We start from the raw sequence: 23662 nt of genomic DNA, 5'->3' as shown, positions 1-23662 counted from the left end.
AAGGTCGGTTTGTATGACCGGCTGGGCCACGCCAGCGGGGGACCGGCCCGTCAGCCTCGCTCGAGATCAGCCAGGTGGTCCATGAGACGCCGCAGGCCGAAGCGCTCGAAATAAATTGTCAGCTTGCGCCCGTTGGCGGTGTTGTCGATGCGCTGGATGGTGCCGCGTCCAAAAGTGGGGTGGACAACCCGTTCGCCCAGTTTCCAACCGGCGGCCGCCCGTGCGCCGGGTTTGACGGCGGGCTTGGATTTGCCGGTGGACGCTGCCGCGCTATCCGCGCGAGGGGTCACCCGGTGGACGATCCGGGGTCCGGCCTGTTGGTCAGCGGTGCGCCTGCCGCCGGACTTGCCGAAGAACGCCTGGATTTCGGCAGCGGTGTCCAGAGTGCGGAAACCCTGGTCCCTGAGCTTGGTGCGGAGGCGCACCGGTCGGGCAGCGGCGGCCGTTAGCGGGAACGGTGTGTAGCGGGGTAACTCCAACAGCGTGTCTGCCGGAATCTCGTCCAGAAACATGGATGGTCGGACCGGATCGGTTCGCGATCCATCGGGGGTGGGGCGCGACCAGGAGTGGCTCAGCGCCAGGCGCTTGCGGGCCCGGGTCATGCCCACATAACACAGCCGACGCTCTTCCTCGATATCTTCGTCCGTCTCCTGACTGCGGTGATGCGGCAGGAGGCCCTGTTCCACTCCGACCAGAAACACGTGGTCGAACTCCAGGCCTTTCGCGCCGTGCAGGGTCATCAAGGTCACCCGACCCGATCCCGCGACGGTGTCCGAGTCGCTGACCAGGGCGGCCCGATCCAGGAACGATTGCACAGTTCCCCCTTCCTGCTGATGCTCCCGGGCGGCGGTGACGAACTCCTGGATGTTCTCCAGCCGGGATTGCGATTCCGGATCGGATTGTTGGGACAAGTACCGCTGGTAACCGGATTGGCTGACCAGTTGCTCGATGAACTCGCCCAGTGGCTTCTCCGCGGCGTTGCGCGCAAGCAGCTGAACGAGGTCGTGGAATTGCCGGAACGCCGTCCGCAGGCGGGTGGGCACGTTCTCGTCGATCAGGATGTCCTCCAGGGCGCCCCAGAGGTCGTTGCCGCGCGCCACGGCCTGGCGCCGGAGCAGCTCCAACGCCCGGTCGCCCAGGCCGCGGGGCGGGGCGTTCACCACCCGCAGAAACGCAGCGTCGTCACGCCGGTTGAACGCCAGCTTGAGATAGGCGACCAGGTCCTTGATTTCCTTGCGGGAGTAAAACGCCTGGCCGCCCACCACCCGGTAGTCGACGGCCATGCCCTTAAGGCCGTCCTCCACCCGGCGGGACTGAAAATTGGCCCGGTACAGGATGCCCACGCTGCCGGTGAAATCGTTGAGCAGCACATCCTTGACGGCCCGCGCCACCCAGTTGGCCTCCTCCTTGGGATCGCCGGCCCGGTACAGCACCACCGGGTCGCCTTCGACGTTATCGGTCCAGAGCGATTTCTCGCGGCGCTGCCGGTTGTGGGCCACCAGCCCGGACGCCGCCCGCAGGATGGCTCGGGTGGAGCGGTAGTTTTGTTCCAGCTTGAACAGCTTCGCGCCGGGGAAGTCCCGCTCGAAGTTCAGGATGTTGGCCAGGATGGCCCCGCGGAAACCATAGATCGACTGGTCCTCGTCACCGACCACACATAGGTTGCGGTGTTCGCCGCCCAGCAATTGGACCAGCTTGTACTGAGGCGGGTTGGTGTCTTGAAATTCGTCCACCAGCAGGTAGCGGTAGCGATGCGCCAGCCGGGTCCGGATGTCCGGACAGCGTTCAAGAATCTCGTTGGACTTGAGGATCAGATCCTCGAAGTCCAGCGCTCCGCTGGCCGTCAGCCGGCGTTCGTACCGGCCGAAGATCTCGCCCAGCAGATCGGCGTCCGCATCACGGAAGCGGGTGGCGTATTGGGCGGGAGTGATCGCGTGGATCTTGGCGCGGCCGATCCGACCCACGATCATGTCGACGGAGACCGGCGGTTCGGCGATATGTAGCTCTTTCAGGATATCCTTGACCAGGCGGGCCTGATCGTCGGCGTCGCAGATGGTGTAGTTGGGCGAAAAGCCGAGCACGCCGATTTCCTGGCGAAGGAACCGGGCGCAAAATGAGTGAAAGGTGCATACGGTGGGCGTTGCCGAACGGCCCGGGCCCAGCAGGGCATGGATGCGCTCCCGCATCTCATCAGCCGCCTTGTTGGTGAACGTGACCGCGAGGATGTGTTCGGCGGCAAAGCGTCCGGTGGCGATCAGGTGGACGACCTTGTAGGTGATCACGCGGGTCTTGCCGCTACCGGCACCGGCTACCACCAATTGCGGGCCGTCGGTATACTCCACAGCCGCCCGCTGGGCCGAGTTGAGATCGTCCAACAGGTTCACGGAGTGCTCCTCGCTGGGTTGAACCGGTCCGGGGGCCCGCCGGCATGCCGGATGGCGGGGACGGATCCACGGGCGGAAAACGCCATGATAGCACAGATGGTCACGGTCGCCAAACAGCGGCGGGTGCCGGGCGAAAGGCGTCGGCGGAATGCGTCGGGACTACCGGGCGCCGTCGCGGTCGATGAGGGAACCCACGGCCTCGCCCCGCACGGCCTTCAGCACATTGCCCGGCTGGGTGATGTCGAAAACGATGATGGGCAGGTCGTGTTCCAGGCACAGGGAGAACGCCGCGAGATCCATGACGCCCAACCGCTGCTCCACCGCCTCCCGGTAGCTGAGGCGCGGAAGAAACTGGGCGGAAGGATCCTTGTGCGGATCGCGGTCATAGACGCCGTTCACCTTGGTGGCCTTCAACACAGCCTGACAGCCCGATTCCAGAGCGCGGAGGACGGCGGCCGAGTCGGTGGTGAAGAAGGGATTGCCGGTACCGCCGGCGAACAGGACGACCCGTCCTTCGGCCATGGCCCGGCGGGCGTTTTCGGCCGACGCCGGCACGGTTGCCTGCGGCAGGGCGAACGGCGACAGGATCCGGCAGGGGCAGCCGCGCTGGTCCAGCCGGTCCGCCAAAGCCAGACAGTTGATCAGGGTGGCCAGCATGCCCATGTAGTCTCCGGTGACCCGGTCGATGCCCCGGCCGGCGCCGGTGGCGCCCCGGAAGATATTGCCGCCGCCCACCACCACGCCGAGCTGTACGCCCGCCCGGATCACGGCGTGGATCTCATCGGCCAGATAATCCAGCACGTCCGCCGACATCGGTTCCGAACCGCCCCCCGTCAGGGCTTCGCCGCTCAGCTTCAAAAGGACCCGCTGGTATTTCATATTCGCTCCGCCCTGGCCGGCGGTCATTTCTTGCCAGTGACCGACTGGACCATGTTCTTCATCACGTAAGCGGCCATCATCGGATTGGCCGCCAGACGCCGTTTGCAGTAACTGACCGCGTACTTCCACTGTTCGGCAAACGGCACATAAAGCCGCACGGTCACGCCGTTGCGGATCAGTTCATCCTGGAGCGCCTGGCGCGGCACACCCATGAGCATCTGGACCTCATAGCGGTCCCGGCCCATGTTCATCCGCTCTGCAATGTTGATCGCCTCGTGGATGACCCACTCCTCGTGGGTGGCGATCTCGGGGTGATGCCCCTCGCTGAACAGCAACTCCACGTCCTTGAGCAGCTGTTTCTTCATCTCGTTTTTATCGGTCAGCGCGATGCCGGCCGGTTCGTTATAGATTCCGATGCAGATGCGGATCCGGGCCTGGAGCCCCTTCAGCGACAGGATGTCAGCCCGATTCCGGAACAGCCGGGATTGCAACACCGTGCCGAGGCTGGCGTAGCGGGGCTTCAGGTTGCGGTACATCTCCAACGTCATGTCGGTGACGGTATGATCCTCCATGTCGATGGTGACTCCGATGTCGTGGGCCGCGGCCGCCTGAACAATCCCCTCGATGATCTGTTCCGCGTGCTTGCCGCCGCGATGGCTGCCTAGCTGGGTGGGTTTGAGCGACACGGTGGCAAAAGACTGCCGTCCCAAGGCCGCAATTAGACGCAGATAGACATCAACGGTGTATTGCACCTCCGCATCCGACTCCAGCTCCTCGCCCAGCAGGTCGATGGTGGAGCAGACCCGCCGTTCGTCCCAGAAGCTGCGGGCGCAGGCGACAGCGGCCTCGATGCTGTCGCCGGCCACGTAGGGACGGGCGAAGATCTTGACCAGAGGTCCGGGGGCCAGGTCGACAACGAACCGTTTGAATCCCATCCGAGTTCTCCTAATGGTTGATACATCCGCGGTGCTCGATCAAGCGATGAACAGGTGAATGTAATCACTCCGGCGGAAAGGATCAAGAGAATTTTATCGACCGGGCCGTAAACAGGCGCAGCCGGCGTCTCAGGGGGCGGGCGGCGGCAGCACCGACCGGATGGCGTCCTGTATGGCGTCCTGGTGCGGGTGAGCGGATTTGGCGCGGAGGACGGTGGCGGTCAATACGTAGTCCTGAGACCAGAACAGCATCGGCCGCCGGTAGCGGACGGTAGCTTCCAGCACATCCTTCTTGACCGGGTACGCCTCCTCGATCATGCCGACGGGGCTGCCGGCGGGGACGTGCCCGGAGCGCAGAAACGAAATCTCGATTCCCGCCGGATCGATGCCGTAGGGGCCGGCCAGCTTGATGATCTCCTGCTTCATCGCCTCAGTGCGCTCCCAGGCCATGCCATGAAGCCGCCGCTGGATGTCCGTCTGGTACGACTCGTTGGCCTGATGAAACGAAACGCCTTGAACCACCAGATACACGCCGGTCGCGGCGGCGATCAGGATGAGAATGACCAAAAGTTTCATGGTTGCTTCTCCTCGCTGACCCGAATCTCCCGAATGGCCACGCGCTGGAGGGGACGTTCCTGGTCGTCGCACGGCATGGCCGCGATTCGATCCACCACATCAAGGCCGCGGGTGACTGTGCCGAACACCGTGTACTTGCCGTCCAACGAGGTCTGGCGGGCCAGACAGATGAAGAACGAATCCATCGCGGAATCGGGATCGGTTGCCCGAGCCATGGACAGGATCCCGCGATCATGCGGCCGGTCGCTGAATTCCGCCCGCAGCGGTTGCAGCCAGCTGCTGTATGTTTCTTCCACGGGCGGTTGACGACCGCTCAGGAATCCGCCTTGGATCACGAAACCGGGAACCACCCGGTGAAAATCGGTGCCGTTGTAAAGGCCGGCGGCCGCCAGGCTCAGGAACTGCCGCACGTGCTCAGGAGCTGTGTCCGGGTGAAATGACAATTCGATCTCGCCAACATCGGTGACGATGACAGCCCGGCAGCGCTGGAGGCGCTCCACCGGCGCGCCGCGATACGCGGGCTCGGGGATGGGCCGGATGGACACCCGGCGGATGGCGACCCGCTCCGTCGCCAATTGCCGGGTATCGGCCGGAAGCGTGGAAATTTTTTCCACAACCGCCATGCCGCCGACGACCTGTCCGAAGACCGTGTACTGACCATTGAGCTGCAGCTGGTCGGTGACGCAGATGAAGAACTGGCTGCCGGCGCTGTCGGGGTTGCCGGGGATCAGGACGGCGGCCAGCGCGCCCCGCCGGCAGGGATTGCTGTTGAACTCGGCCTTGAGCTGATGCAAGCCCTCGGTTCCGTAACGGTCCCGGGCGGCGGGGTTGCGGGTCAGCGGATCGCCGGCCTGGATGATGCCGTAGGGGACGACCCGGAAGAACGTCAGTCCGTCAAAAAAACCCTCGCCGGCCAGTTTCAGAAAGTGGGCCACATGCTTGGGCGCGGCATCCGGGAAGAAGCGGATGATGACGGACCCCAGATCCGTTTCCAGCACCGCTTCGATCCGGGCCGGGTCTGTCGGCGCCGGCTGCGGAGCGGGGGTTTGTGCGGTGAGCGTCGGCGCGTTGAGAGTCACAATCAAGGCGAGGACTCCAACCAGGTTGCGGTTCAGACGGCGCATGGCGGCCTCCTTACGTTGGGTTGGTGCGACCCGCCTTGGGCCCGTAAAGGTCGGCCTCCACCAGCTCACAGAGCAAGTGGCCCAGCAGGGCATGCATTTCCTGAATCCGCGGAGTGGAAGGCGAGGGTACCGAGAACAGGACGTCCACCAGGGGGCCCATCTCACGATCATCCGCACCGGTGAAGCCGAGCCGGAAGCAGCCCCGGCCGCGCACGCAGCGGAGCGCGTTGAGCACGTTGGGCGACCGGCCGCTGGTGCTGATCGCCATGACCACGTCGGCCGGCCGGGCCAGTGCATCGAGCTGGCGGGCGAAAACCTGGTCGAATTCATAATCATTGGCCACGGCGGTGATGATCGAGGGGTTGACCGCCAGGGCGATGGCGGGGATGCCCGGACGGTCCAGGTTGAAGCGGCCCATGAGCTCGCCGCTCCAGTGGATGGCGTCCGCAGCGGACCCACCGTTCCCGAAGATGTAGACGCGTCCGCCCTGTCGGATCCGGGCCGTGGTCTCCCGCGCCGCCCGCGCCACATCTTCAGTGTATCGGTCGGCGGCCGTCTCGTGCAGCCGGCGGGCTTGCATAAAAACGTCCCGAATTCGATCGCGCACTATGGCCATCCTACCGAGGAATGGGTTTCAATGTGACATATCGGGAATGCCGTGTCAAGCCGGAGAGCCGCGGGAGGACTGGCGCCCGCGGAGCGATCGGTGGGTGCCTCAAGACAGCTTCTTCTTGATCCGATTCCGGATGCGGCGCTCCAGCCGCAGTTCGCTCCGCTTGCGTTTCTTGTCTTCCATGATGCAGATAATGGTGCGAAAGCAGTCGGGGCAATGGGTGGGCACGATGTACGCCTCATGTCCCAGGAAGGAGGTGTCGAACTTGACCCATTTGGTGATGAGTTTGACCCGACCGCACCCGCTGCACACGTGCAGAGCGCTGTACACCGGATGCTGCATCACGTTGAGCTTGGTCATGGTGCCGTTTCCCGCCACAGACCGGCCAGTTCGTCCGGCGGGCAGTCCTGGAGCGTCCGTCCGGATGCCCTGAGCCGTAGCTCGAGAGCCCGGAAGCGGTCCCGGAAGGTAAGATTCGTCCGCTTGAGTCCGGTTTCAGGATCGATCCCGAGATGGCGGCAGAGATTCACGACGGCGAACAGGATTTCACCAGCGGCGGCCTTGAGGGCGGCCGGATCCCCGTCCGGCAGCCGGCTCTCAAGCGCGTCCAGCGCCGCGCGCGCCGCGCCGGTGGCGGTGTTGGCTCCGTTCCAGTCGAGCCCGGCCCGGCTGGCGCGCACGCCCAGCTGGTAGGCCTCGTGGAGTGCGGGCAGGGCCGGGCTGATGCCGTCGAGAAGCGATTGCCGCGGCTTGTTCTTATGCGCCTGTTCCTCGCTTTTGATCTTGTCCCAGTTGGCGAGGACTTCCTCGCTCGTCTCCGCCCGGACGCCGCCGAAGACATGGGGATGGCGACGGACGATCTTGTCGTGGATGGCGTCGATGACGTCCTGCATCCGGAACTCGTCCCGCTCGTCGGCGATCTGGGCGTGAAAGACGACCTGGAGCAGCAAGTCGCCCAGCTCGTCCCGCAGCTCGGCCGGGTCGTCGTCATCAAGGGCGGCCAGAACCTCGTAGGTTTCCTCCACCAGCATCGGTTTGAGGCTTTCCCGGGTCTGCTCACGGTCCCACGGGCAGCCGCCAGGCGCCCGCAGCTTTCGAACGACGGCCACCAGCTGGTCGAGATCGGTTTCGGGTTTTAACTGCTGCTTCGCCATAAACAGTTTTATTTAACACATAATCGATGAGGGACAAAGTTAAAATTCCTGGTGCCGTGTCTCCCTGCGGTTGGCCATCCGGATTTCGTCTGGTGGCTGCATGCCGTCAAAACCGGATTTGCGGATTCAGCCACCAACGGCACTGAAGCCACTTCTGTACTAGGTGCCGCCGTTCATTCGGGGCTTGTGACCCAACGGGACTCATGATAAGGTGTATCCCGCGTAAATCCCCGACAGCGCCCGCCTTTCGGGGGCGCCTGCCGGTCGCTCGGGAGCCCCTCATGGAGACACTCAAAGGAATCGTCCTGGCCGGCGGAACCGGCAGCCGGCTGTTCCCCCTGACCAAGGTCACCAACAAGCACCTCCTGCCGGTGGGGCGCGAGCCGATGATCTACCACCCCATCCACAAGATGACCGAGGCGGGGATCGCGGAGATCCTGGTGGTCACCGGCACCGAACACATGGGCGACGTCGTCAACCTGTTGGGAAGCGGACGCGAGTTCGGCTGCCGATTCACCTACAAGGTGCAGGATGAGGCGGGCGGCATCGCCCAGGCGCTGGCGCTGGCCGAGAACTTTGCGGCTGGCAGCCGACTCCTGGTGATTCTGGGTGACAACATCTTTGAAGACGACCTGAGTGAATACACTCGCGCCTACATGGCCAAGCCCGGCGGGGCGATGATCATCCTGAAGGAGGTGTCCGACCCGGAACGGTTCGGCGTGGCCGAGCTCAGCGGCGACCGGGTGACCGGCATCGAGGAGAAGCCCACCCGGCCTAAAAGCCCCTATGCCGTGACCGGCGTCTACTATTACGACAATCGGGTGTTCGAAATCATCCGTACGCTGAAGCCGTCGGCACGGGGCGAATACGAGATCACCGACGTCAACAATGCATACATCCAGCGCGGCCAGCTGTTCGCTACATTCTTCCATGGCTGGTGGACCGATGCCGGAACGTTCGAGAGCCTGGACCGGGCCAGCCAGCTGGTGCAGAGCCGGGAGGCCGGTGCATGACGGTTTGGCGGGACGGCGCCATCGACGGGGTCGATGTCCGGCCGCTCCGGCGGTTTGAGGATCCGCGTGGCTGGTTGGCCGAGATATTTCGCTGCGACACGGAGGCGCCGGAACGCCTGCCCGTAATGGGCTACGTCTCGATCACTCACACCGGCGTGGCGCGGGGACCTCACGAACACCGCGCCCAGACCGACTTTTTCTGTTTTCCCGGCCCCGGCACGTTTCGCATTCACCTGTGGGACGCGCGATCGGAATCCCCCACCCGTGGCTGTCGTCAGATCGTCGTCGCCGGAGCGGACACCCCGGCTGTGGTGATCGTGCCGCCCGGGGTTGTGCACGCATACCAGAATGTGGGCCCGGTCGACGGACTGGTCATCAACCTGCCCAACGCGCTGTTCAAGGGACCCGAGCGCCGGGAGCCGGTGGACGAGATCCGGCACGAAGAGGATCTCCACAGCCCGTACCGCCTGGAGGAGGCACCATGACGAAGGTGTTGCTCACCGGTGCCGAGGGCCGCTTCGGGCGCGATTTCATCACCTGGCTCGGTCAGCACTACGAGCTTTTCCCGCTGACCTGGGAGACATGCGACATCCGCGATCTGGGCGCCGTGCGCGACGCTGTGCGCAAGATCAAACCGCAAGTGGTGGTCCATGCCGCCGCGTTCACCGATGTGGATGGCGCTGAGCAGAACGTCGACTCGGCCTTCGCCGTGAACGCCATCGGCAGCCGCAACGTGGCCATGGCCGCGGAGGAGGCGGAGGCATGGCTGATCGCGTTGTCGACCGACTACGTGTTCTCCGGCCGTCTGGGCCGGGCTTACCATGAGTTTGACCCCCCGTCACCCATCAACGTCTACGGACAGTCCAAGCTGGCCGGTGAGCGGGCCGTGGCCGCCTGCTGCCGGCGGCACACCATTGTCCGGACGGCGTGGTTGTACGCCAACACCGGCCCGTGCTTCCCCCGGACGATCATCCGCCACCTGCTTCAGTCGGTGGGCAGTGGGCAGCCCGTCCGGGTGGTCGCCGACCAGCGGGGGAATCCCACATCCACCCGGGTGCTGGCCGATCTGGTCCACCGCCTGATCCGGGAGCCGATTCCCGGCATCGTCCACGGTGCGTGCGAAGGGGCGGTGTCATGGTACGAGTTCGCCTGTGAAATTCAGTTTGGCCTTCACCTGCCGGGCGAGATCGTGGCCTGCGCCACCGAGGATGTCGCCCGACCCGCCAATCGGCCGAGAAATTCCGCCCTGGACAACATGGTCCTCCGTCTGGAAGGGTATGCGCCCCTGCCCACCTGGCAGGAGGCTTTGAAGCTCTGGATCCGGGAGAACCGCGATGAGTTCGTTTGAGCCCCGCCGCGTGCTGGTGACGGGGGGCGCCGGTTTCATCGGCGGCAACTTCGTACGCCACCTGCTGGAGTCAGACCCGGCGATCCGGATCTGGAACCTGGACGCTCTGACATACGCCGGCAATCTCGCCAGCCTGTCCGATGTGGAGGCCCGCTTCGGGCCGGACGGCGACGGTCGTTACCAGTTCATCCGCGGCGACATCGGCGATTTTGATCTTGTGGCGGGGCTGCTCGCCGACGTGCCGATCGACAGCGTCGTCCACTTCGCCGCCGAGAGCCATGTGGACCGCTCCATCCTGGGTCCGGAAGTCTTCCTGACCACGAACGTGCTGGGCACCTTCCGGTTGCTGGAAGCGTGCCGGAAGGCGTGGTCGGGGCGGCGCGACGTCCGCTTCCACCACGTGTCCACCGACGAGGTGGTCGGCAGCATCGGCCCCGACGGCCGCTTCACCGAGACGACACCCTACGACCCGTCCAGCCCCTACTCGGCGTCGAAGGCGGCCAGTGACCACCTGGTGCGCGCCTGGCACCGGACGTACGGCCTGCCGGTCACGCTCAGCAACTGTTCCAATAATTATGGTCCATGGCAGTTTCCGGAAAAACTCATCCCGCTGGTGATCCTCAACTGCCTGGAGGGGCGGGCCATCCCGGTGTACGGCCGGGGCGAAAATGTCCGGGACTGGCTGCATGTCCGGGACCATTGCGTTGCAGTGGACCGAATCCTCAGGTACGGGCAAGTCGGTGCGACCTACAACGTGGGTGGCGACGGGGAGCGCCGGAACATCGAGGTTGTCGGCGTGCTGTGCGACCTGGTGGATGAACTGAACCTGCGAGCGTCCGGTGTCATCCGTTGTCGAGACCTGATCACCTTCGTGACGGATCGGCCGGGGCATGACCTGCGCTACGCCATCGACTGGCGCCGTATCGGCGACGAACTGGGCTGGCGGCCGGCGGTACCCCTCGCCGACGGCCTGCGGGAGACGGTCCGCTGGTACGCCGAGCACCGCGAATGGTGCCACCAGGTCACATCCGGCGAATACCGATCGTACTACGACCGGCAGTACAGCCGACGTCTTCAAACCTGATTCTTTGACGTTCCGCCTGGATTATCCCGCTGGTCGTGAAACAGCGACAGCGGCGGGCCGTCAGGCGGCGTGGAAATCGCGTCGAATTTCCCGGTACTCCAGAGCCGTAGCGGCGCCGAGTTCCAGAAGCAATCCGTACAGCGGTTCCCCGGCTGGCAGGTACGGCAGATGGAGGGGGCGGCCGTGGGGACCGCCTGCTGCGGCGAGCAGGGCACGGCCGGCCGCCGGCTCCCTGAACCGGAGCGCCTGCACGACGGTCAGAAACAGCTCCGCACGCCAGATTCCCCAACCCACCACTTTCGTCCCCCGCCAGGCCAGGGCCATCCGCCAGGCCGGCAGCGGACCGCAGCGGGCGATTTGACGCCATCGCTGGATCCAGGGTGCCGGCTCCGCCGGCGGATCGGCGCGGTAGTGCGGTTCCAGCTCCGCTAGGGTGCACGACCTGACCTCAATTCCCGGATCGGCCGCGGGCGGAGGAGCCGGCAGGTCCAGGCAATACAGCGGACGGGTCTCCCGGAAGCGCACCGCCCGGTAGCGATGGGCTCTGCGGAAGTGGGCCACGAACGCCCAGCTGGTCCGCACCCCCAATTCCAGGTGCTGCCGAGTGTAACACTTCTCGAGTTCGAAACCCACCCGCAGGCGGTGAAACCGGGGCGGCACATTCCAGCCGAAGACGAATGACTGGCGGGCGTCGTCGTCGATCGCCAGCAGCAGCACTCCGGCGATCTCGCCATCCACCTCGGCGACGAAGCTGCGCGGCAGGTCCAGACCGTACTGCGGGACGAGGGTATGGCTCAATCCCCAGGCGCTGAACGTAGTCCGAGTAGGGAAATTTTCATACGACTCGTTGATGATTCGTGCTGCGGCGGGGAGATCCGCCTCATTCACGGTGCGGCAAGCGATCACGGCGCCGTCTGGCTCCTCGGGTCAAGATATTGTGTCCATTATGCCATAGCTCGGATGCATGCGGCCAGAAGGAGCCGCCCCAAGCCTCGCAAATTCGGCTGGACAATGATGGTCGACGGGCCGGCGCAGGAGTGCCTTCCATTTTGCGCCGGCTTTGGGTATGATGCCGATTTCATCGGCATCGCCCGCCGTCCGGTGGCGGCGTACGGTGTGTTCCCGATCCGCCCATCCAAGGAGATTGTGTTGATCCGATCATTGTGCTGTCTGTTATGTATCGTCTTTCTGGTCGGGACGGCCAGCGCCGCGGATCCCGCGCCTGACGCCGACGCCACACGGCTGGAAATCGGCTTCGAGGAACGGGTACGCTCGGAAAACATGGAGAACCTGTCCGATTGGGACGACACCCACTCGGACACGCGCCAGTGGTGGCGCTTCCGCTCCCGGTTCTGGACCAAGCTCAACGTCGGGCAGCGCGCGGAGTTCTACCTTGGGCTCAACAACGAGAACCGCAAGGTGACCGAGCCCGACACAGAGTTCCGGTTCGACGAGGTCATCGTCGAGAACCTGTACGTGAACCTGGCGCTCACTCCGCAGTTGTCGGTCAAGGTGGGCCGGCAGAACCTGGTGCGGGGCGAGGGATTCATGTTCATCGAGGGGAACCCGCTGGACGGTTCCCGAACCGCTTACTTCAATGCGGTCGACGTGGCCTGGTCGCCGGTCAAAGACCTGAAACTGGAACTGATCGGGATTTCCAATCCGGACCACGACATTTACCTGCCGCGGATCAACGACAAGCACAAGACGCTCATCGATTGGGACGAGGAGGCGGTCGGTGTGTACGCGACTGACCGAACCCGCCGCAGCCAGAGCTTCGATGCGTACTACTTCTACAAGAGGGAGTCCGGCGATTTGCGCGATCCGGCCAATCCCCAGTATCAGCCCGAGCGCCGGGTGCACACCCTCGGCGGCCGGCTGGAGCAGGCGCTGGGAGGCGGCTGGTCGGCGGCCGGCGAGCTGGCCGGGCAATGGGGCGGCCAGCATCCCGACACCCCGATCCGGGCGATGGGCGGGTACGCCTGGGTGAAGAAAACGTTCTCGCTGGCCTGGAAGCCCACCGCCCAAGGCGGTTACTGGCGGTTTTCAGGCGACGATCCGGACACGCCGGCCAATGAGAACTGGGACCCGCTGTTCAACCGGTGGCCCGCCTGGAGCGAGTTGTACATCTATAGCCAATGGCCGGAAAAGGGTTTGGCTTACTGGACGAACACCGGCATGTGGCAGGCGGAGGCGACCGTGACTCCTTGGCGAACGGTCAAGGCGCGGGCCACTTACTATCACCTGAGTGCGTCCCACCCGTATCCGGGCGATCCGGGTCTGTTCGCCGGCGGCACGCACCGGGGCGACATGTTCCAGGTGCGCGTCGACGTTACGCCCAGCAGCAGCTGGCGGGGTCATGTGGTGTTCGAGCGGTTCTGGCCCGGCAGTTTCTACGCCGGCGACTCCCCGTGGTATTTCTTCCGGTTTGAAGTCATCTACACGATCAAGGGCGCGTTCGCCTGGAACTAGGAGGAGGATGCAACCACCCGCGTCCGCACCGCCGCCCGCCGGTCCGCCCGCCCCGACGCTTCCTTGGTGGCGACGGTTCTGGGTGGCCACCCTCTATTTCGCCGAAGGCTTTCCCTATAGCATGGTCCGGCAGATCTCCACAGTGTTCTTCAAGGACAGCGGAGCGAGCCTGCAGGCAATCGGTCTGACCTCGCTCTACGGCCTGCCATGGACCCTCAAATTTCTCTGGTCGCCGTTTGTCGACCAGTTCGCCACTAAGCGGCGCTGGTTACTGGCCGCCGAGCTGGCCCTGTCGGCCACCATGGTCCTCATGGCTCTGGGCGCCGCCATGCCCCAGGCGCTCGATGTCGTCGCCGGACTGTTCCTGCTGACGGCCATGCTGTCGGCCACCCACGACATCGCCATTGACGGCTTCTACCTCGAAGCGCTGAACCGGCAAGAGCAGGCGCGGCTTGTCGGATTCCAAGCCATGAGCTACCGGCTGGCCATGATCGCCGGCGGCGGCGGAATCGTCACCCTTTCCGGTTACACGAACTGGAGCACGGCGTTCGGTGCGGCCGCGGCGATTCTGGTGATGCTGTGGCTCGTGCACTCGAGCTGCCTTCCCCGGGTGGAGAAAACCCAGCGGCCGCTGGCCGAGCTGGGGCGGCTGCTCCGCCGGCCCGCCGTACGGCGGGCAGCTGCGGGGGTGCTGATCGCCGGCGCAGCCGTGGCCGGGGCGGGCCGGCTGGGCTGGCTCAACACGCCGGCGGCCGCTTTCACCATGATCCTGGACAGGCTGGGATCGGCCGGCCTGGTGAGCGCGGCGCTGCTCCTGGCCATGCTCGGACTGGCTCTCAATCTCAGGCGGCTCAAACGAAGGCTGTACGCCTCCGATTCCTTTTACGCCCTAGCGTTCGTCGACTACCTCGACCAGCCCAAGGTGGGCGTGATCCTGGCTGCGGTGGTTTGCTGGCGGGCCGGCGAATCGTTCCTCCTGAACATGGCCTATCCGTTTTTAAACGATGCGGGCGTCAGCCGGGCCCAGTACGGGGTGATCTACGGCACCTTCGGCATCGTCGCCTCAATCACTGGTGGTCTGCTGGCGGGTTGGCTGATTGCCCGGTTCGGGCTGCGCCGCATGATCTGGCCCTGCGCCCTGAGCCAGAACATGCTCAACCTGCTGTATATGTTCCTGGCGTGGCAATACGTCCCCCTGAGTACGCGGCGCTGGAGCCTGTCGCTGGAACTGGCCCGGGATGTGTACCAGGCTCCGTTCGTGTGGGTGCAGCGGGCGGCGGAGATGATGCGGGCGCCGGCGGCGTGGTTCCCCGATCTGAACCTGGTGGGGACTCTGATCGTCCTGGAATCCTTCGGGGCCGGCATGGGCACCGCCGCCTTCATGGTGTTCATCATGCGAACCTGCAAGCCGGGCTACAAGGCCGCTCACATGGCCATTGCCACCAGTATCATGACAGTGGGCGCCACGTTCGCCGGAGTGTTCTCAGGCATCCTGGCCGGCTGGCTCGGCTACCCGCTGTTCTTCGGCTTCACCTTCCTGGCCACGGTGCCCAGCATGGTGCTGCTGTTCTTCCTGCCCTATTTGGACGGCACGTCGGCGGCCGATCTCGCCGCCAACCGCCCGGAAAAGCGTTGAAACGCAGGGAACCGCTCTCTATAATGAGGGGCCATGAGCGATGATGTGCGCGTCCTGCCAACATCCTACAACGAGCTGGAAGAATTATTGGGCGAGAAGATCGCGCCATTCAATGTGCTGTTTCAAGATTCCATCCGCTACTATGACTCGCTCCTGGGTCGGGACGCCCGCTCCAGTCCGGTTATGGAGCAGCAGTTCCTGGACCGCTTCCGCTTCCTCTTGGAGCAGGAGCATTTCGCCTCGCCTCGCAGTCTCCGCGAGACATTGATCAAGCTGAGCTACGGCTTTTATATGAAGCAGCGGAACTGAGGGAGGAATCCGTCTCCCCTCACAACCGATTGGTAGCGGACTCGTCCGTTTCGTCGACGGGCGGTGGTGTTTCGACGCGGGCGGGGAAGCGGATGACGAAGACCGAACCTTCACCGACGGCGCTGTCCACCTGGATCTGGCCGCCGTGGGCTTCCACCAGATACTTGACCAGGCTCAAGCCGATGCCGCTACCGCGGACCCGGCGGACCGCGATGTTGTCGCTGCGGTAGAACTTGTTGAAGATGCTGGGCAAATCCTCCGGGGCGATGCCGATCCCCTCGTCCCGCACCTCCAGGCACACGTGAGGCGGTTCGTGAAAGATCCGGATCCGGACGCGCCGGGACTTGTTGGCGGAATACTTGATGGCGTTATCCAGCAGGTTGAGCAGGATCAGGGCCAGCGCGTTGGCGTCGCCGCGGATCATGGGGAGGTCGGGCTCCGCGTCGACCCGGAGTTCCACTTTCTCCTTCTTCATCCGGTAATCGAACGCCTCCAGATGGCGCGACACGACCTGGTCAAGGCGGAGATCCTCGAAGCTGAACTTTTGCAATCCGTTCTCCAGGTTGGCCAGGTCCAGCACGTTGTTGATCAGGTGGGTCATCCGCTCGGTTTCGGCGAAGATCACCGACAGGTATTCCTGGCGGGTGCGTTCGTCGCGGCCCCGGCCCATGAGCAGGATCTCGCTGAACATCTTGATCAGAGCCAGCGGCGTCTTCAGCTCATGGGAGACGTTGCGGATGAACGCCTCCTTCTGCTGGGTGAGCTTCTGTTCCTCGCGGCGGCTCACGTAGACCAGGAACCAGGCCGACAGGATCAGCACCAGGTTGATGGCCAGCAGGAGCATGTTCTGGCTCCGAATGCTGAGGGCCTCCTGCTCGAGCTGGTCGGCGTTGCGGGGCGCGAGCTGGAACAACCATTTGTAGAAGGTCATCGGGAACCGCTGCTCGACGAAATATTTTCGCGATACCTGAAACGGCGTGCCGAAAATGAGATTGTTTTCGTAATCCCGGATGCAGACCACATGATTGCGCTCGAGGTCGCGGACGGAGGCACCGAAGAACACATCCAGATCGTCCCCGCGATACTCCTGGACAAGCAGAAAGCGGCGGTCGTCGCCGGCGAGGGTGAACGGCAGCAGGGAGAACAGGTAGTATCGACCGTCGATGGCGGTGTGGAGGTGCTGGATGCTGAGCGGGGGCAGCTGACCCGGATCGATGGTGCTCAGAACCCGCCGCCGGAACCAGCGGGCGTTCTCCCGTTGCCGGGCAGCCGGGAAATACACGTTCCATTGGTCGTCAAGCAGATAGATCTGGCGGATCAGCGGGACAGGATCCGCCGGGGCGTTGGCCAGCCGCAACTGCAATTCCTCCAGCGTGGTCGACGTCAGGAATGTGTATAGCTTCTGGTCCTGCGCGGAGATGTTCAGTTCGATCCGGTTGAGAGTCTGACGGACCATGCCGAGGTTGCTCTGCAAGAGGGTGATTTCCAGCAGACTTTCCTTTTCGGCGACATACCGGAAGGTGAGGATGCCAATGGTGATCGTGGAAAACAGCACGATGCCGCTGGCGATGGGGAACATCCGGCTGCGGAAAAACTGGCGCACGCAACACTCCGGAACAGGGGGTCGTCAGGGGGCCGATTCGGCTTGCCGAATGCGTTTCTGCAGCAGGTCGCGGGCGGCTTCCTGAATCTCCGGCAGCAGACTGGCGTCACCCGCCGCTTCCCGCAAATCCTGGGTACGCAGATTCGGGAGCAGGCGCAGGCTGATGGGCGGCGGAGTGTACGGATTGCGGACCAGCGCCACCTTGATGTCATAGTGCACGATCCAGCGGGGCGAATGGAAAACTTCGGCCAGCACCGCGGGGTAGTTGGGGCGGCGGGCGACGATCCGGACGACGAAGGGCAGGGTGATCCGCGGATTGCTGAGGAGGCGCTGGATCACGCTGGGATCCGGGTCGAACATCAGTTGTTCCATCGTGTGCCGGTCCGGACTCATGGCCACCGCTTTGCGCTGGCCCAGGGTGAGCTCGTTGGCGAGCTGATCCGGATCGGGCAGCGTGGCGGTTTTCAGCCCGCGCTTGGGGCGAGGCTGGCGGAGGAAATGCACCACATCGTCGAAGTGCTTCGCGCGGGCGTAGGTGTACACCTCGCTGAAGAACGGCCGTCCCAGCCGCGCGATCATGGGCTCCAGATCGCTCACGGCGTCCATAACCTCCTTGAACGCCGGCCGGCCCATCTGGGCCTGACGCAGAATGTAATAGAGCGCCTCGGCGAAGGCGTCCGGCCCAAGCTCCTGGAACCGGTCCAGGAGTTGATGCTTGCGGATGCCCAAATCTTCGATCCGGCTGCAGGCATCCACCCACTGCTGCACCTTGAGGTACAATTCCTTCATGTCCAAGGGACGACTCCGACGAGCGCGGGCGGTTGATCCCAGAATATCCGAAGAGTGTGCTAGAATCAAGCCGGTTTTCCCATCCGGCGGCATCTGGCCGTCGGGATCCGGACCTACGGAGCGTCTGATGGCGGACATCCTGCGACTTGATCCGACCGAACTGCCGGGCTGTAGTCCGTTTTTCCGGGACATCATCCGGCGACCCGATGTGCGTCAGGCGTTCCTGGGTCTGGCCCGCTGGGATGGTGCCGCCTTGCGCGAAGCGGCTGCGCCGGCGCGGTTGTTCCGCGGCCTGGACGAACTGATCCGCCAGAACCAGCCGACGCACCCCGCCGTGGCCGAAGCGCTGGCGCACGCCAGCCGGCCGGGCGCGGTGTGCATCCTCACCGGCCAGCAGGCCGGCGCGCTGGGCGGCCCCCCTTACACACTGTACAAGGCGCTGACCGTCGCGGCGATGGTCGGCGAGTTGCGCCGGTCGGGCGTGCCGGCAGTCGGCGTTTTCTGGATCGCCTCGGAGGACCACGACCTCCGCGAAGTGTCTGCCATCACCTGGATGGTGCCCGGCCGGGGCCTGCAACGGCTGACCCTGCCGACCGCGCCAGCCGCCGATCTCCGCCCCGTGGCGGACGTGGTTCTTGATGCGGCGGCGGCTTCGTTCTGGCAGGAGGTGCTGGAACTGCTGCCCCGGAGCACGCACCGCGACTGGGCGTCGGGGCTGGTGGCCGAGTGCTACCGGCCGGGCCGCGGGTTGGCCGAAGCGTTCCGCGATTTCATGGCCCGGCTGCTCGCGCCGCTGGGCCTGTGCCTGTTCGATCCCATGGCCATGGAGCGGCAGGGGGCCCTGGCCGGTTTTCTGGCCCGATATCCCGAGCTTCGAGCTGAGGCCGTTCGCCGCGTGACGGACCGCCAGACCGCGCTCGAAGCGGCCGGACACGAACCGCAGATCCGCATCCAGCCCCAGCGCGCGTTCCTGTTCTACCTGCACCCCGAGGCCGGCCGGCGGCGCGTGATGGAAGCGCCCGGAGGCGGATTCACCGTGGACGGAACATCGGTGGGTTGTGACGTTGCGGGGTGGTCTGGCTGGCTCCGGCAGGACGCCGCCCGCTTCTCGCCCGATGCTCTGCTGCGGCCGCTTTTCCAGGACTGGCTGTTCCCCACCGCGGTCTATGTGGGCGGTCCGGCGGAGCTGGCCTACCACGCCCAGATCCGGTCGCTCTATCCCCTGTGGGATCTGACGCCGCCGCAGCTGTGGCCGCGCTTCTCGGCCACGCTGATCCCGCCCGGCGCGTCCCGGCGGGCCCGGCAACTGGGTCTGGAACCGCGTGCGCTGTTCAACCCCCGCGAGGAGACGCTCACGCGGCTGCTGGCGGCGCATGGGCGCGTCGACCGCCTCGAGGCGTTCCTGGCGCGCCGCGGCGAACTGACGGGGGCGCTGGACCGGCTGGCCGGCTCGCTGCTGGATTATCCGGAGGATGTCACCCGCTCCACTGCCTCGACACTGGGCAAGATCAACGGCCTTGTCGACAAACTGGAGGAGCGGGTCCGCCGCCAGGCCAAAGCGGACAACGAGGAACTGATCCGACGATTCGACACCCTTCATCAGGAGCTCGTTCCAAACGGGAATCTCCAGGAGCGCACCCTGAATCTATTGCCCCTGCTCAGCGTGTTCGGCCCCGGACTGGTGGACCGGTTGATGCAGGCAGTGGATCCCTTCGATCCGCGTCATGTGATGCTCTGGCTGGAGGAGTGACATGATCGTGTACGGCGCGCGGGGTGTGATCCCGGTGGACATGCTGGCCGTAGGGGCCCATCCGGACGACCTCGAGATCTGTATGGGCGGCACCATTGCACGGCTTGCCGCGGCCGGGCGCCGGATCGGTCTGGTGGATCTCACCCGGGGCGAATCCGGGAGCAGGGGCGAGCCGGAAACCCGCGTGGCGGAAAGCCGGGCCGCCGCCGAAGCGCTGCGCGTGGCGTTTCGGACGAACCTGGAGCTGCCCGATGGCGACCTGACCCCAACGGCCGCAGCCCGCGCCGCGCTGGTCCGCGTGATCCGGCAGGCGATGCCCGCCATCGTGTTCTCGCACCACACCCTGGATCCGCATCCCGACCACGCCGGTGCCTACGTCCTCGTCCGTTCGGCGTGCCACCACGCCGGTCTGGCCAAACTGGAGCCCGACCTGCCGCCGCATCGGCCGAAGTACTTCTTCACCTTCGCCCAGCCCCACCGGTTACGGCCCACTTTCCTGGTGGATGTCAGCGAATTCTGGGAAGCCAAGCTCGCGGCCATCCGCTGCCACCACAGCCAGGTGTCGCCCCGGCAGCCGGATGAGCCGGCCACCTACCTGGGCCAGCCCGATTTCCTCGATGTCGTGGGCGCGCACTGCCGGAGCATGGGCGCCATGGTTGGGGCGCGGTTCGCCGAGGGCTTCCACAGCGAAGGGTATTTGCTGGTGGACGATCCGTTGGCGGCGTTCGGCCGGAAGCTGGGGCGGCTGCTATGAACATCGGCATGGTCTGTTACCCCACCCACGGCGGCAGTGGCATCGTGGCCACCGAGCTCGCCAAAGAGCTGGGCAAGCTGGGCCATCAGGTCCACATCATCAGCTTCGCCCTGCCGATCCGGGTGACGCCGGGTTTGCCCAATGTCTTTTTCCACAAGGTGGAGGTGTCGGCCTATCCGCTGTTCAAATATCCGCCGTACTCCCTCGAGGTCACGGCGATGATCGCAGACGTGGCCCGAAACCACAGCCTGGATGTGGTCCACGTGCACTACGCCATTCCCCACGGCATGAGCGCCTGGTCCGCCCGGGAGATGCTCGCCGAGGACGGCATCCGGTTGCCGTTCATCACCACACTGCATGGCACCGATATCACCGTCGTGGGCAGCGAGCCGTCCATGGCCCGGGTGACCCAGTTCATCCTCAGCCATTCCGACGCGGTGACGGCGGTGAGCGACTGGCTGCGGCTTGAAACCGAGCGCTTTTTCAATATGCGCTGCCCCATCTTCGTGATCCCCAACTTCATCGATCCGTATGCGTTCCGGCGTCAGCGCCACGCGGTGCGGGACCGCTTCGCCGCACCGGACGAAAAACTCCTGCTTCACGTGTCGAACTTCCGACCGGTCAAAAACGTGCCCGACATCATCCGGGTGCTGGACATCGCCCGCCGGCGAACCCGTTGCCGGCTCGTCGTGGTGGGCGACGGGCCCGACCGCCCCCACGCCGAACGACTGGCACGCGATCTGGAGGTGGACCATCTAGTCACCTTCGTGGGGATGCAGAGCAATGTGCTGGAATATCTCTCGCTGGCCGACGTGTACCTGATGTCCAGCAGCAGTGAAAGCTTCGGCCTGTCGGCGCTGGAAGCGATGTCATGCGGCGTGCCGGTGGTGGCCTATCGGGTCGGCGGGATGCCCGAAGTTATCCGCCACGGGTGGACCGGTTACCTGGTCGACCCGGGCGACGTTTCCGCCCTGGGCGAAGCCGCAGCCGATCTGCTGACCGACGAGCGCCGCCGCCGGAAATTTGGACGGGCAGCGCGGCAGCGGGTCCTAGCGGAATTCACCGCTGACCGGATCGTGCGGCAGTATGAGGCACTCTACGATGCGGTCATCCGGCGGCGCCCGTGTCTGGAGATGGTGAAGCCGGAGCAGACCGGGGTATAATTCTCCACCAGAAGACTAATTCTCCAGCGTGTTCCCGCGTCGCGTATATCGCCAAAATCCTTACAGAGCGGGCGTTTTCAATTCAATCTGTCTTCACGTTGCCTGTTCGGGTATTGGCATCCACGTTGCAATCAATACCATGAATTTTTTTTGTTTGAACGACCCTCAACACCCAATATTAAGGAGAGAGCCTATGAAAATCAGACCGCTGCACGATCGCGTGATCGTCAAGAGACTGGAAGAAAAGGAGCAGATCAAGGGTGGCATCATCATCCCCGACACTGCCAAAGAGAAGCCCCAGCAGGGCGAAGTCATCGCCGTAGGCAACGGCAAGATCCTGGACAACGGCCAGCGGGTGACGCCCGAGGTGAAGGTGGGCAACCGGGTGCTGTTCGGCAAGTACTCCGGCAACGAAGTGAAAATTGAAGACCAGGAATACCTGATCATGCGCGAGGACGAGATCCTCGGCATCGTCGAGTAGATTCGCGAACGCAGAAACTTAGTCATAAGGAGAAACGCACATGGCCAAAGATATCGTGTATGGAGAAAATTGCCGTCACCAGATTCTCAAGGGTGTCAACAAGCTGGCGGACACCGTCAAGATCACCCTCGGCCCGAAAGGCCGTAACGTGGTCCTGGAAAAGAAATTCGGCTCTCCCACCATCACCAAGGACGGCGTGACGGTGGCCAAGGAAATCGAGCTGAAAGACAAGGTGGAAAACCTGGGCGCCCAGATGGTTCGGGAAGTCGCTTCCAAGACCAGCGACGTGGCGGGTGATGGCACGACCACCGCGACCGTCCTGGCCCAGAGCATCTACCGCGAGGGCGTGCGCAACGTGGCGTCCGGCGCCAATCCGATGGCTCTGAAGCGCGGCATCGAGAAGGCCGTCGAGGTGGTGGTCAAGCACATCAACGAGATGTCCGTGCCCGTCAAGGGTGACATGATCGCCCAGGTGGGCGCGATCTCCGCCAACAACGACATTTCCATCGGCTCCATCATCGCCGAGGCGATGAAGAAGGTGGGAAAAGACGGCGTCATCACCGTCGAAGAAGCCAAGACGCTGGAGACCACCCTGGAAGTGGTGGAAGGGATGCAATTCGACCGCGGCTACCTGTCCCCGTATTTCGTGACCGATCCCGAGCGGATGGAAGTGGTTCTGGAGGACGCCTACATTCTCATCCATGAGAAGAAGATCAGCTCCATGAAGGATCTGCTGCCGGTGCTCGAGCAGATCGCCCGCTCCGGCAAGCCCCTCCTGGTCATCGCCGAGGACATCGAGGGCGAAGCTCTGGCCACGCTGGTGGTCAACAAGCTGCGCGGCACCCTGCAGGTGGCCGCGGTGAAGGCGCCCGGCTTCGGCGACCGCCGGAAGGCCATGCTGGAAGACATCGCCATCCTGACCGGCGGCAAGGCCATCACCGAAGACCTGGGCATCAAGCTGGAGAACACCCGCCTGGAGGACATGGGCCGAGCCAAGCGCATTACCATCGACAAGGACAACACGACCATCGTTGAAGGGTATGGCACCTCCGACAAGATCCAGGCCCGCGTGAAGCAGATCAGGGTCCAGATCGAGGAGACCACTTCCGATTACGACCGCGAGAAGCTGCAGGAGCGTCTGGCCAAGCTGGTGGGCGGCGTGGCCGTGATCAAGGTGGGCGCTGCCACCGAGACCGAGCTCAAGGAGAAAAAGGCGCGGGTGGAAGACGCCATGCACGCCACCAAGGCGGCCGTCGAGGAGGGCATCGTGCCCGGCGGCGGAGTCGCGTTCCTGCGCGCGATTTCGGCGTTGAAGAACCTCAAGCTGACTGGCGACGAGAAGGTGGGCCTGGAAATCATCCGCCGCGCCCTCGAGGAGCCCATCCGGCAGATCGCAGCCAACGCCGGCTGCGAAGGCGCCATCGTCTGCGAGAAGGTCAAGGCGAGCAAGGAACCCAACTACGGATATAACGCCGACACCGACACATACGAGGACCTGGTGGCCGCCGGTGTCATTGACCCGGCCAAGGTTGCCCGGACCGCCCTGCAGAACGCATCGTCCATCGCCAGCCTGCTGCTGACCACCGAGGCCACGG

At 64.5% G+C, this 23662-nt stretch carries 23 protein-coding genes; 12 read left to right on the top strand and 11 right to left on the bottom strand.

Features of this window, described 5'->3' with window-relative positions; all coding sequences use genetic code 11:
* Positions 1–50: 50 nt before the first annotated feature.
* From GX414_01755 to mazG, 8 genes are all read right to left on the bottom strand, one after another.
* Positions 51–2384: a UvrD-helicase domain-containing protein gene (locus GX414_01755; protein ID NLI45812.1), complete on the bottom strand. Its 2334-nt coding sequence runs from the start codon at positions 2382–2384 to the stop codon at positions 51–53.
* 159 nt (positions 2385–2543) lie between these two features.
* Positions 2544–3263, bottom strand: coding sequence for a UMP kinase (locus GX414_01750; GenBank protein NLI45811.1), 720 nt, complete (start codon positions 3261–3263; stop codon positions 2544–2546).
* Positions 3264–3286: 23 nt separating this feature from the next.
* Entirely contained in the window at positions 3287–4198 is a 912-nt protein-coding gene (locus tag GX414_01745) for a hypothetical protein (GenBank protein NLI45810.1), read from the bottom strand.
* 129 nt (positions 4199–4327) lie between these two features.
* Positions 4328–4774: a hypothetical protein gene (locus tag GX414_01740; protein NLI45809.1), complete on the bottom strand. Its 447-nt coding sequence runs from the start codon at positions 4772–4774 to the stop codon at positions 4328–4330.
* The gene (locus tag GX414_01735; protein ID NLI45808.1) at positions 4771–5397 is read right to left on the bottom strand and encodes a peptidylprolyl isomerase; all 627 of its coding nucleotides are present in this window, start codon (positions 5395–5397) and stop codon (positions 4771–4773) included. The genes GX414_01740 and GX414_01735 overlap by 4 nt, the downstream gene beginning before the upstream one ends.
* Positions 5398–5908: 511 nt before the next feature.
* Positions 5909–6478: an SIS domain-containing protein gene (locus GX414_01730; GenBank protein ID NLI45807.1), complete on the bottom strand. Its 570-nt coding sequence runs from the start codon at positions 6476–6478 to the stop codon at positions 5909–5911.
* A gap of 135 nt (positions 6479–6613) precedes the next feature.
* Positions 6614–6871, bottom strand: a complete 258-nt coding sequence (locus GX414_01725) for a hypothetical protein (GenBank protein NLI45806.1) — start codon at positions 6869–6871, stop codon at positions 6614–6616.
* Positions 6868–7665 carry a nucleoside triphosphate pyrophosphohydrolase gene (mazG, locus tag GX414_01720; GenBank protein ID NLI45805.1) on the bottom strand — a complete coding sequence of 266 codons (798 nt, stop codon included), beginning with the start codon at positions 7663–7665 and terminating at the stop codon, positions 6868–6870. The genes GX414_01725 and mazG overlap by 4 nt, the downstream gene beginning before the upstream one ends.
* 281 nt (positions 7666–7946) lie before the next feature.
* Between mazG and GX414_01715 the strand changes: the two genes are divergently transcribed.
* From GX414_01715 to rfbB, 4 genes are read left to right on the top strand one after another with little or no spacing between them, the layout of a single operon-like run.
* Positions 7947–8678 (top strand): NTP transferase domain-containing protein, encoded by a 732-nt coding sequence (locus GX414_01715; GenBank protein ID NLI45804.1) that lies wholly within the window; start codon positions 7947–7949, stop codon positions 8676–8678.
* Entirely contained in the window at positions 8675–9163 is a 489-nt protein-coding gene (locus tag GX414_01710; GenBank protein NLI45803.1) for a dTDP-4-dehydrorhamnose 3,5-epimerase, read from the top strand. The genes GX414_01715 and GX414_01710 overlap by 4 nt, the downstream gene beginning before the upstream one ends.
* The gene (gene rfbD / locus GX414_01705) at positions 9160–10026 is read left to right on the top strand and encodes a dTDP-4-dehydrorhamnose reductase (protein NLI45802.1); all 867 of its coding nucleotides are present in this window, start codon (positions 9160–9162) and stop codon (positions 10024–10026) included. Before GX414_01710 ends, rfbD begins: the two co-directional genes overlap by 4 nt.
* Positions 10013–11110 (top strand): dTDP-glucose 4,6-dehydratase, encoded by a 1098-nt coding sequence (rfbB, locus tag GX414_01700; GenBank protein ID NLI45801.1) that lies wholly within the window; start codon positions 10013–10015, stop codon positions 11108–11110. Before rfbD ends, rfbB begins: the two co-directional genes overlap by 14 nt.
* 60 nt (positions 11111–11170) lie before the next feature.
* On the opposite strand, the gene GX414_01695 is transcribed toward rfbB, so the two are convergent.
* Positions 11171–12016, bottom strand: coding sequence for a hypothetical protein (locus tag GX414_01695; protein NLI45800.1), 846 nt, complete (start codon positions 12014–12016; stop codon positions 11171–11173).
* Positions 12017–12259: 243 nt separating this feature from the next.
* Between GX414_01695 and GX414_01690 the strand changes: the two genes are divergently transcribed.
* Genes GX414_01690 through GX414_01680 form a run of 3 tightly spaced genes read left to right on the top strand, consistent with a single transcriptional unit; the run spans position 12260 to position 15527 of the window.
* Complete coding sequence (locus tag GX414_01690) at positions 12260–13582, top strand: alginate export family protein (protein NLI45799.1); 1323 nt, start codon at positions 12260–12262, stop codon at positions 13580–13582.
* Between the two features lie 7 nt (positions 13583–13589).
* Positions 13590–15218, top strand: coding sequence for an AmpG family muropeptide MFS transporter (locus GX414_01685; GenBank protein ID NLI45798.1), 1629 nt, complete (start codon positions 13590–13592; stop codon positions 15216–15218).
* A gap of 33 nt (positions 15219–15251) precedes the next feature.
* On the top strand, positions 15252–15527 hold the full coding sequence (locus GX414_01680) for a hypothetical protein (protein NLI45797.1): 276 nt from the start codon (positions 15252–15254) through the stop codon (positions 15525–15527).
* A 19-nt stretch (positions 15528–15546) separates the two neighbouring features.
* Here the strand turns inward: GX414_01680 and GX414_01675 are convergent, their stop codons facing one another.
* Both GX414_01675 and GX414_01670 read right to left on the bottom strand, forming a co-directional pair.
* Complete coding sequence (locus GX414_01675) at positions 15547–17130, bottom strand: HAMP domain-containing histidine kinase (GenBank protein ID NLI45796.1); 1584 nt, start codon at positions 17128–17130, stop codon at positions 15547–15549.
* Between the two features lie 24 nt (positions 17131–17154).
* A complete protein-coding gene (locus tag GX414_01670) occupies positions 17155–17925 on the bottom strand; it encodes a hypothetical protein (GenBank protein ID NLI45795.1) in 771 nt (256 codons plus the stop codon).
* Positions 17926–18046: 121 nt separating this feature from the next.
* Between GX414_01670 and bshC the strand changes: the two genes are divergently transcribed.
* From bshC to groL, 5 genes are all read left to right on the top strand, one after another.
* Entirely contained in the window at positions 18047–19669 is a 1623-nt protein-coding gene (bshC, locus tag GX414_01665; protein ID NLI45794.1) for a bacillithiol biosynthesis cysteine-adding enzyme BshC, read from the top strand.
* 1 nt (position 19670) lies between these two features.
* On the top strand, positions 19671–20423 hold the full coding sequence (bshB1, locus tag GX414_01660) for a bacillithiol biosynthesis deacetylase BshB1 (protein ID NLI45793.1): 753 nt from the start codon (positions 19671–19673) through the stop codon (positions 20421–20423).
* Positions 20420–21586, top strand: coding sequence for an N-acetyl-alpha-D-glucosaminyl L-malate synthase BshA (bshA, locus tag GX414_01655; GenBank protein ID NLI45792.1), 1167 nt, complete (start codon positions 20420–20422; stop codon positions 21584–21586). Before bshB1 ends, bshA begins: the two co-directional genes overlap by 4 nt.
* A 193-nt stretch (positions 21587–21779) precedes the next feature.
* Positions 21780–22067 carry a co-chaperone GroES gene (locus tag GX414_01650; GenBank protein NLI45791.1) on the top strand — a complete coding sequence of 96 codons (288 nt, stop codon included), beginning with the start codon at positions 21780–21782 and terminating at the stop codon, positions 22065–22067.
* 40 nt (positions 22068–22107) lie between these two features.
* Positions 22108–23662, top strand: a 1555-nt coding sequence (groL, locus tag GX414_01645) for a chaperonin GroEL (protein NLI45790.1), incomplete at its 3' end; no start/stop codon positions are given.

This window comes from Acidobacteriota bacterium (assembly GCA_012517875.1).
Lineage (GTDB): Bacteria > Acidobacteriota > JAAYUB01 > JAAYUB01 > JAAYUB01 > JAAYUB01.
Note: the sequence above shows the minus strand (reverse complement) of the source record. Positions and strands in the feature narration are given on the sequence as shown.

What these genes read in the sequence shown, in the direction of transcription:
- GX414_01750 (NLI45811.1), bottom strand. Translation starts at nt 3,263, where the DNA reads ATGAAATACCAGCGGGTCCTTTTGAAGCTGAGCGGCGAAGCCCTGACG.
- GX414_01745 (NLI45810.1), bottom strand. Translation starts at nt 4,198, where the DNA reads ATGGGATTCAAACGGTTCGTTGTCGACCTGGCCCCCGGACCTCTGGTC.
- GX414_01740 (NLI45809.1), bottom strand. Translation starts at nt 4,774, where the DNA reads ATGAAACTTTTGGTCATTCTCATCCTGATCGCCGCCGCGACCGGCGTG.
- GX414_01735 (NLI45808.1), bottom strand. Translation starts at nt 5,397, where the DNA reads ATGGCGGTTGTGGAAAAAATTTCCACGCTTCCGGCCGATACCCGGCAA.
- GX414_01730 (NLI45807.1), bottom strand. Translation starts at nt 6,478, where the DNA reads ATGCAAGCCCGCCGGCTGCACGAGACGGCCGCCGACCGATACACTGAA.
- GX414_01725 (NLI45806.1), bottom strand. Translation starts at nt 6,871, where the DNA reads ATGACCAAGCTCAACGTGATGCAGCATCCGGTGTACAGCGCTCTGCAC.
- mazG (NLI45805.1), bottom strand. Translation starts at nt 7,665, where the DNA reads ATGGCGAAGCAGCAGTTAAAACCCGAAACCGATCTCGACCAGCTGGTG.
- GX414_01715 (NLI45804.1), top strand. Translation starts at nt 7,947, where the DNA reads ATGGAGACACTCAAAGGAATCGTCCTGGCCGGCGGAACCGGCAGCCGG.
- GX414_01710 (NLI45803.1), top strand. Translation starts at nt 8,675, where the DNA reads ATGACGGTTTGGCGGGACGGCGCCATCGACGGGGTCGATGTCCGGCCG.
- rfbD (NLI45802.1), top strand. Translation starts at nt 9,160, where the DNA reads ATGACGAAGGTGTTGCTCACCGGTGCCGAGGGCCGCTTCGGGCGCGAT.
- rfbB (NLI45801.1), top strand. Translation starts at nt 10,013, where the DNA reads ATGAGTTCGTTTGAGCCCCGCCGCGTGCTGGTGACGGGGGGCGCCGGT.
- GX414_01685 (NLI45798.1), top strand. Translation starts at nt 13,590, where the DNA reads ATGCAACCACCCGCGTCCGCACCGCCGCCCGCCGGTCCGCCCGCCCCG.
- GX414_01680 (NLI45797.1), top strand. Translation starts at nt 15,252, where the DNA reads ATGAGCGATGATGTGCGCGTCCTGCCAACATCCTACAACGAGCTGGAA.
- bshC (NLI45794.1), top strand. Translation starts at nt 18,047, where the DNA reads ATGGCGGACATCCTGCGACTTGATCCGACCGAACTGCCGGGCTGTAGT.
- bshB1 (NLI45793.1), top strand. Translation starts at nt 19,671, where the DNA reads ATGATCGTGTACGGCGCGCGGGGTGTGATCCCGGTGGACATGCTGGCC.
- bshA (NLI45792.1), top strand. Translation starts at nt 20,420, where the DNA reads ATGAACATCGGCATGGTCTGTTACCCCACCCACGGCGGCAGTGGCATC.
- GX414_01650 (NLI45791.1), top strand. Translation starts at nt 21,780, where the DNA reads ATGAAAATCAGACCGCTGCACGATCGCGTGATCGTCAAGAGACTGGAA.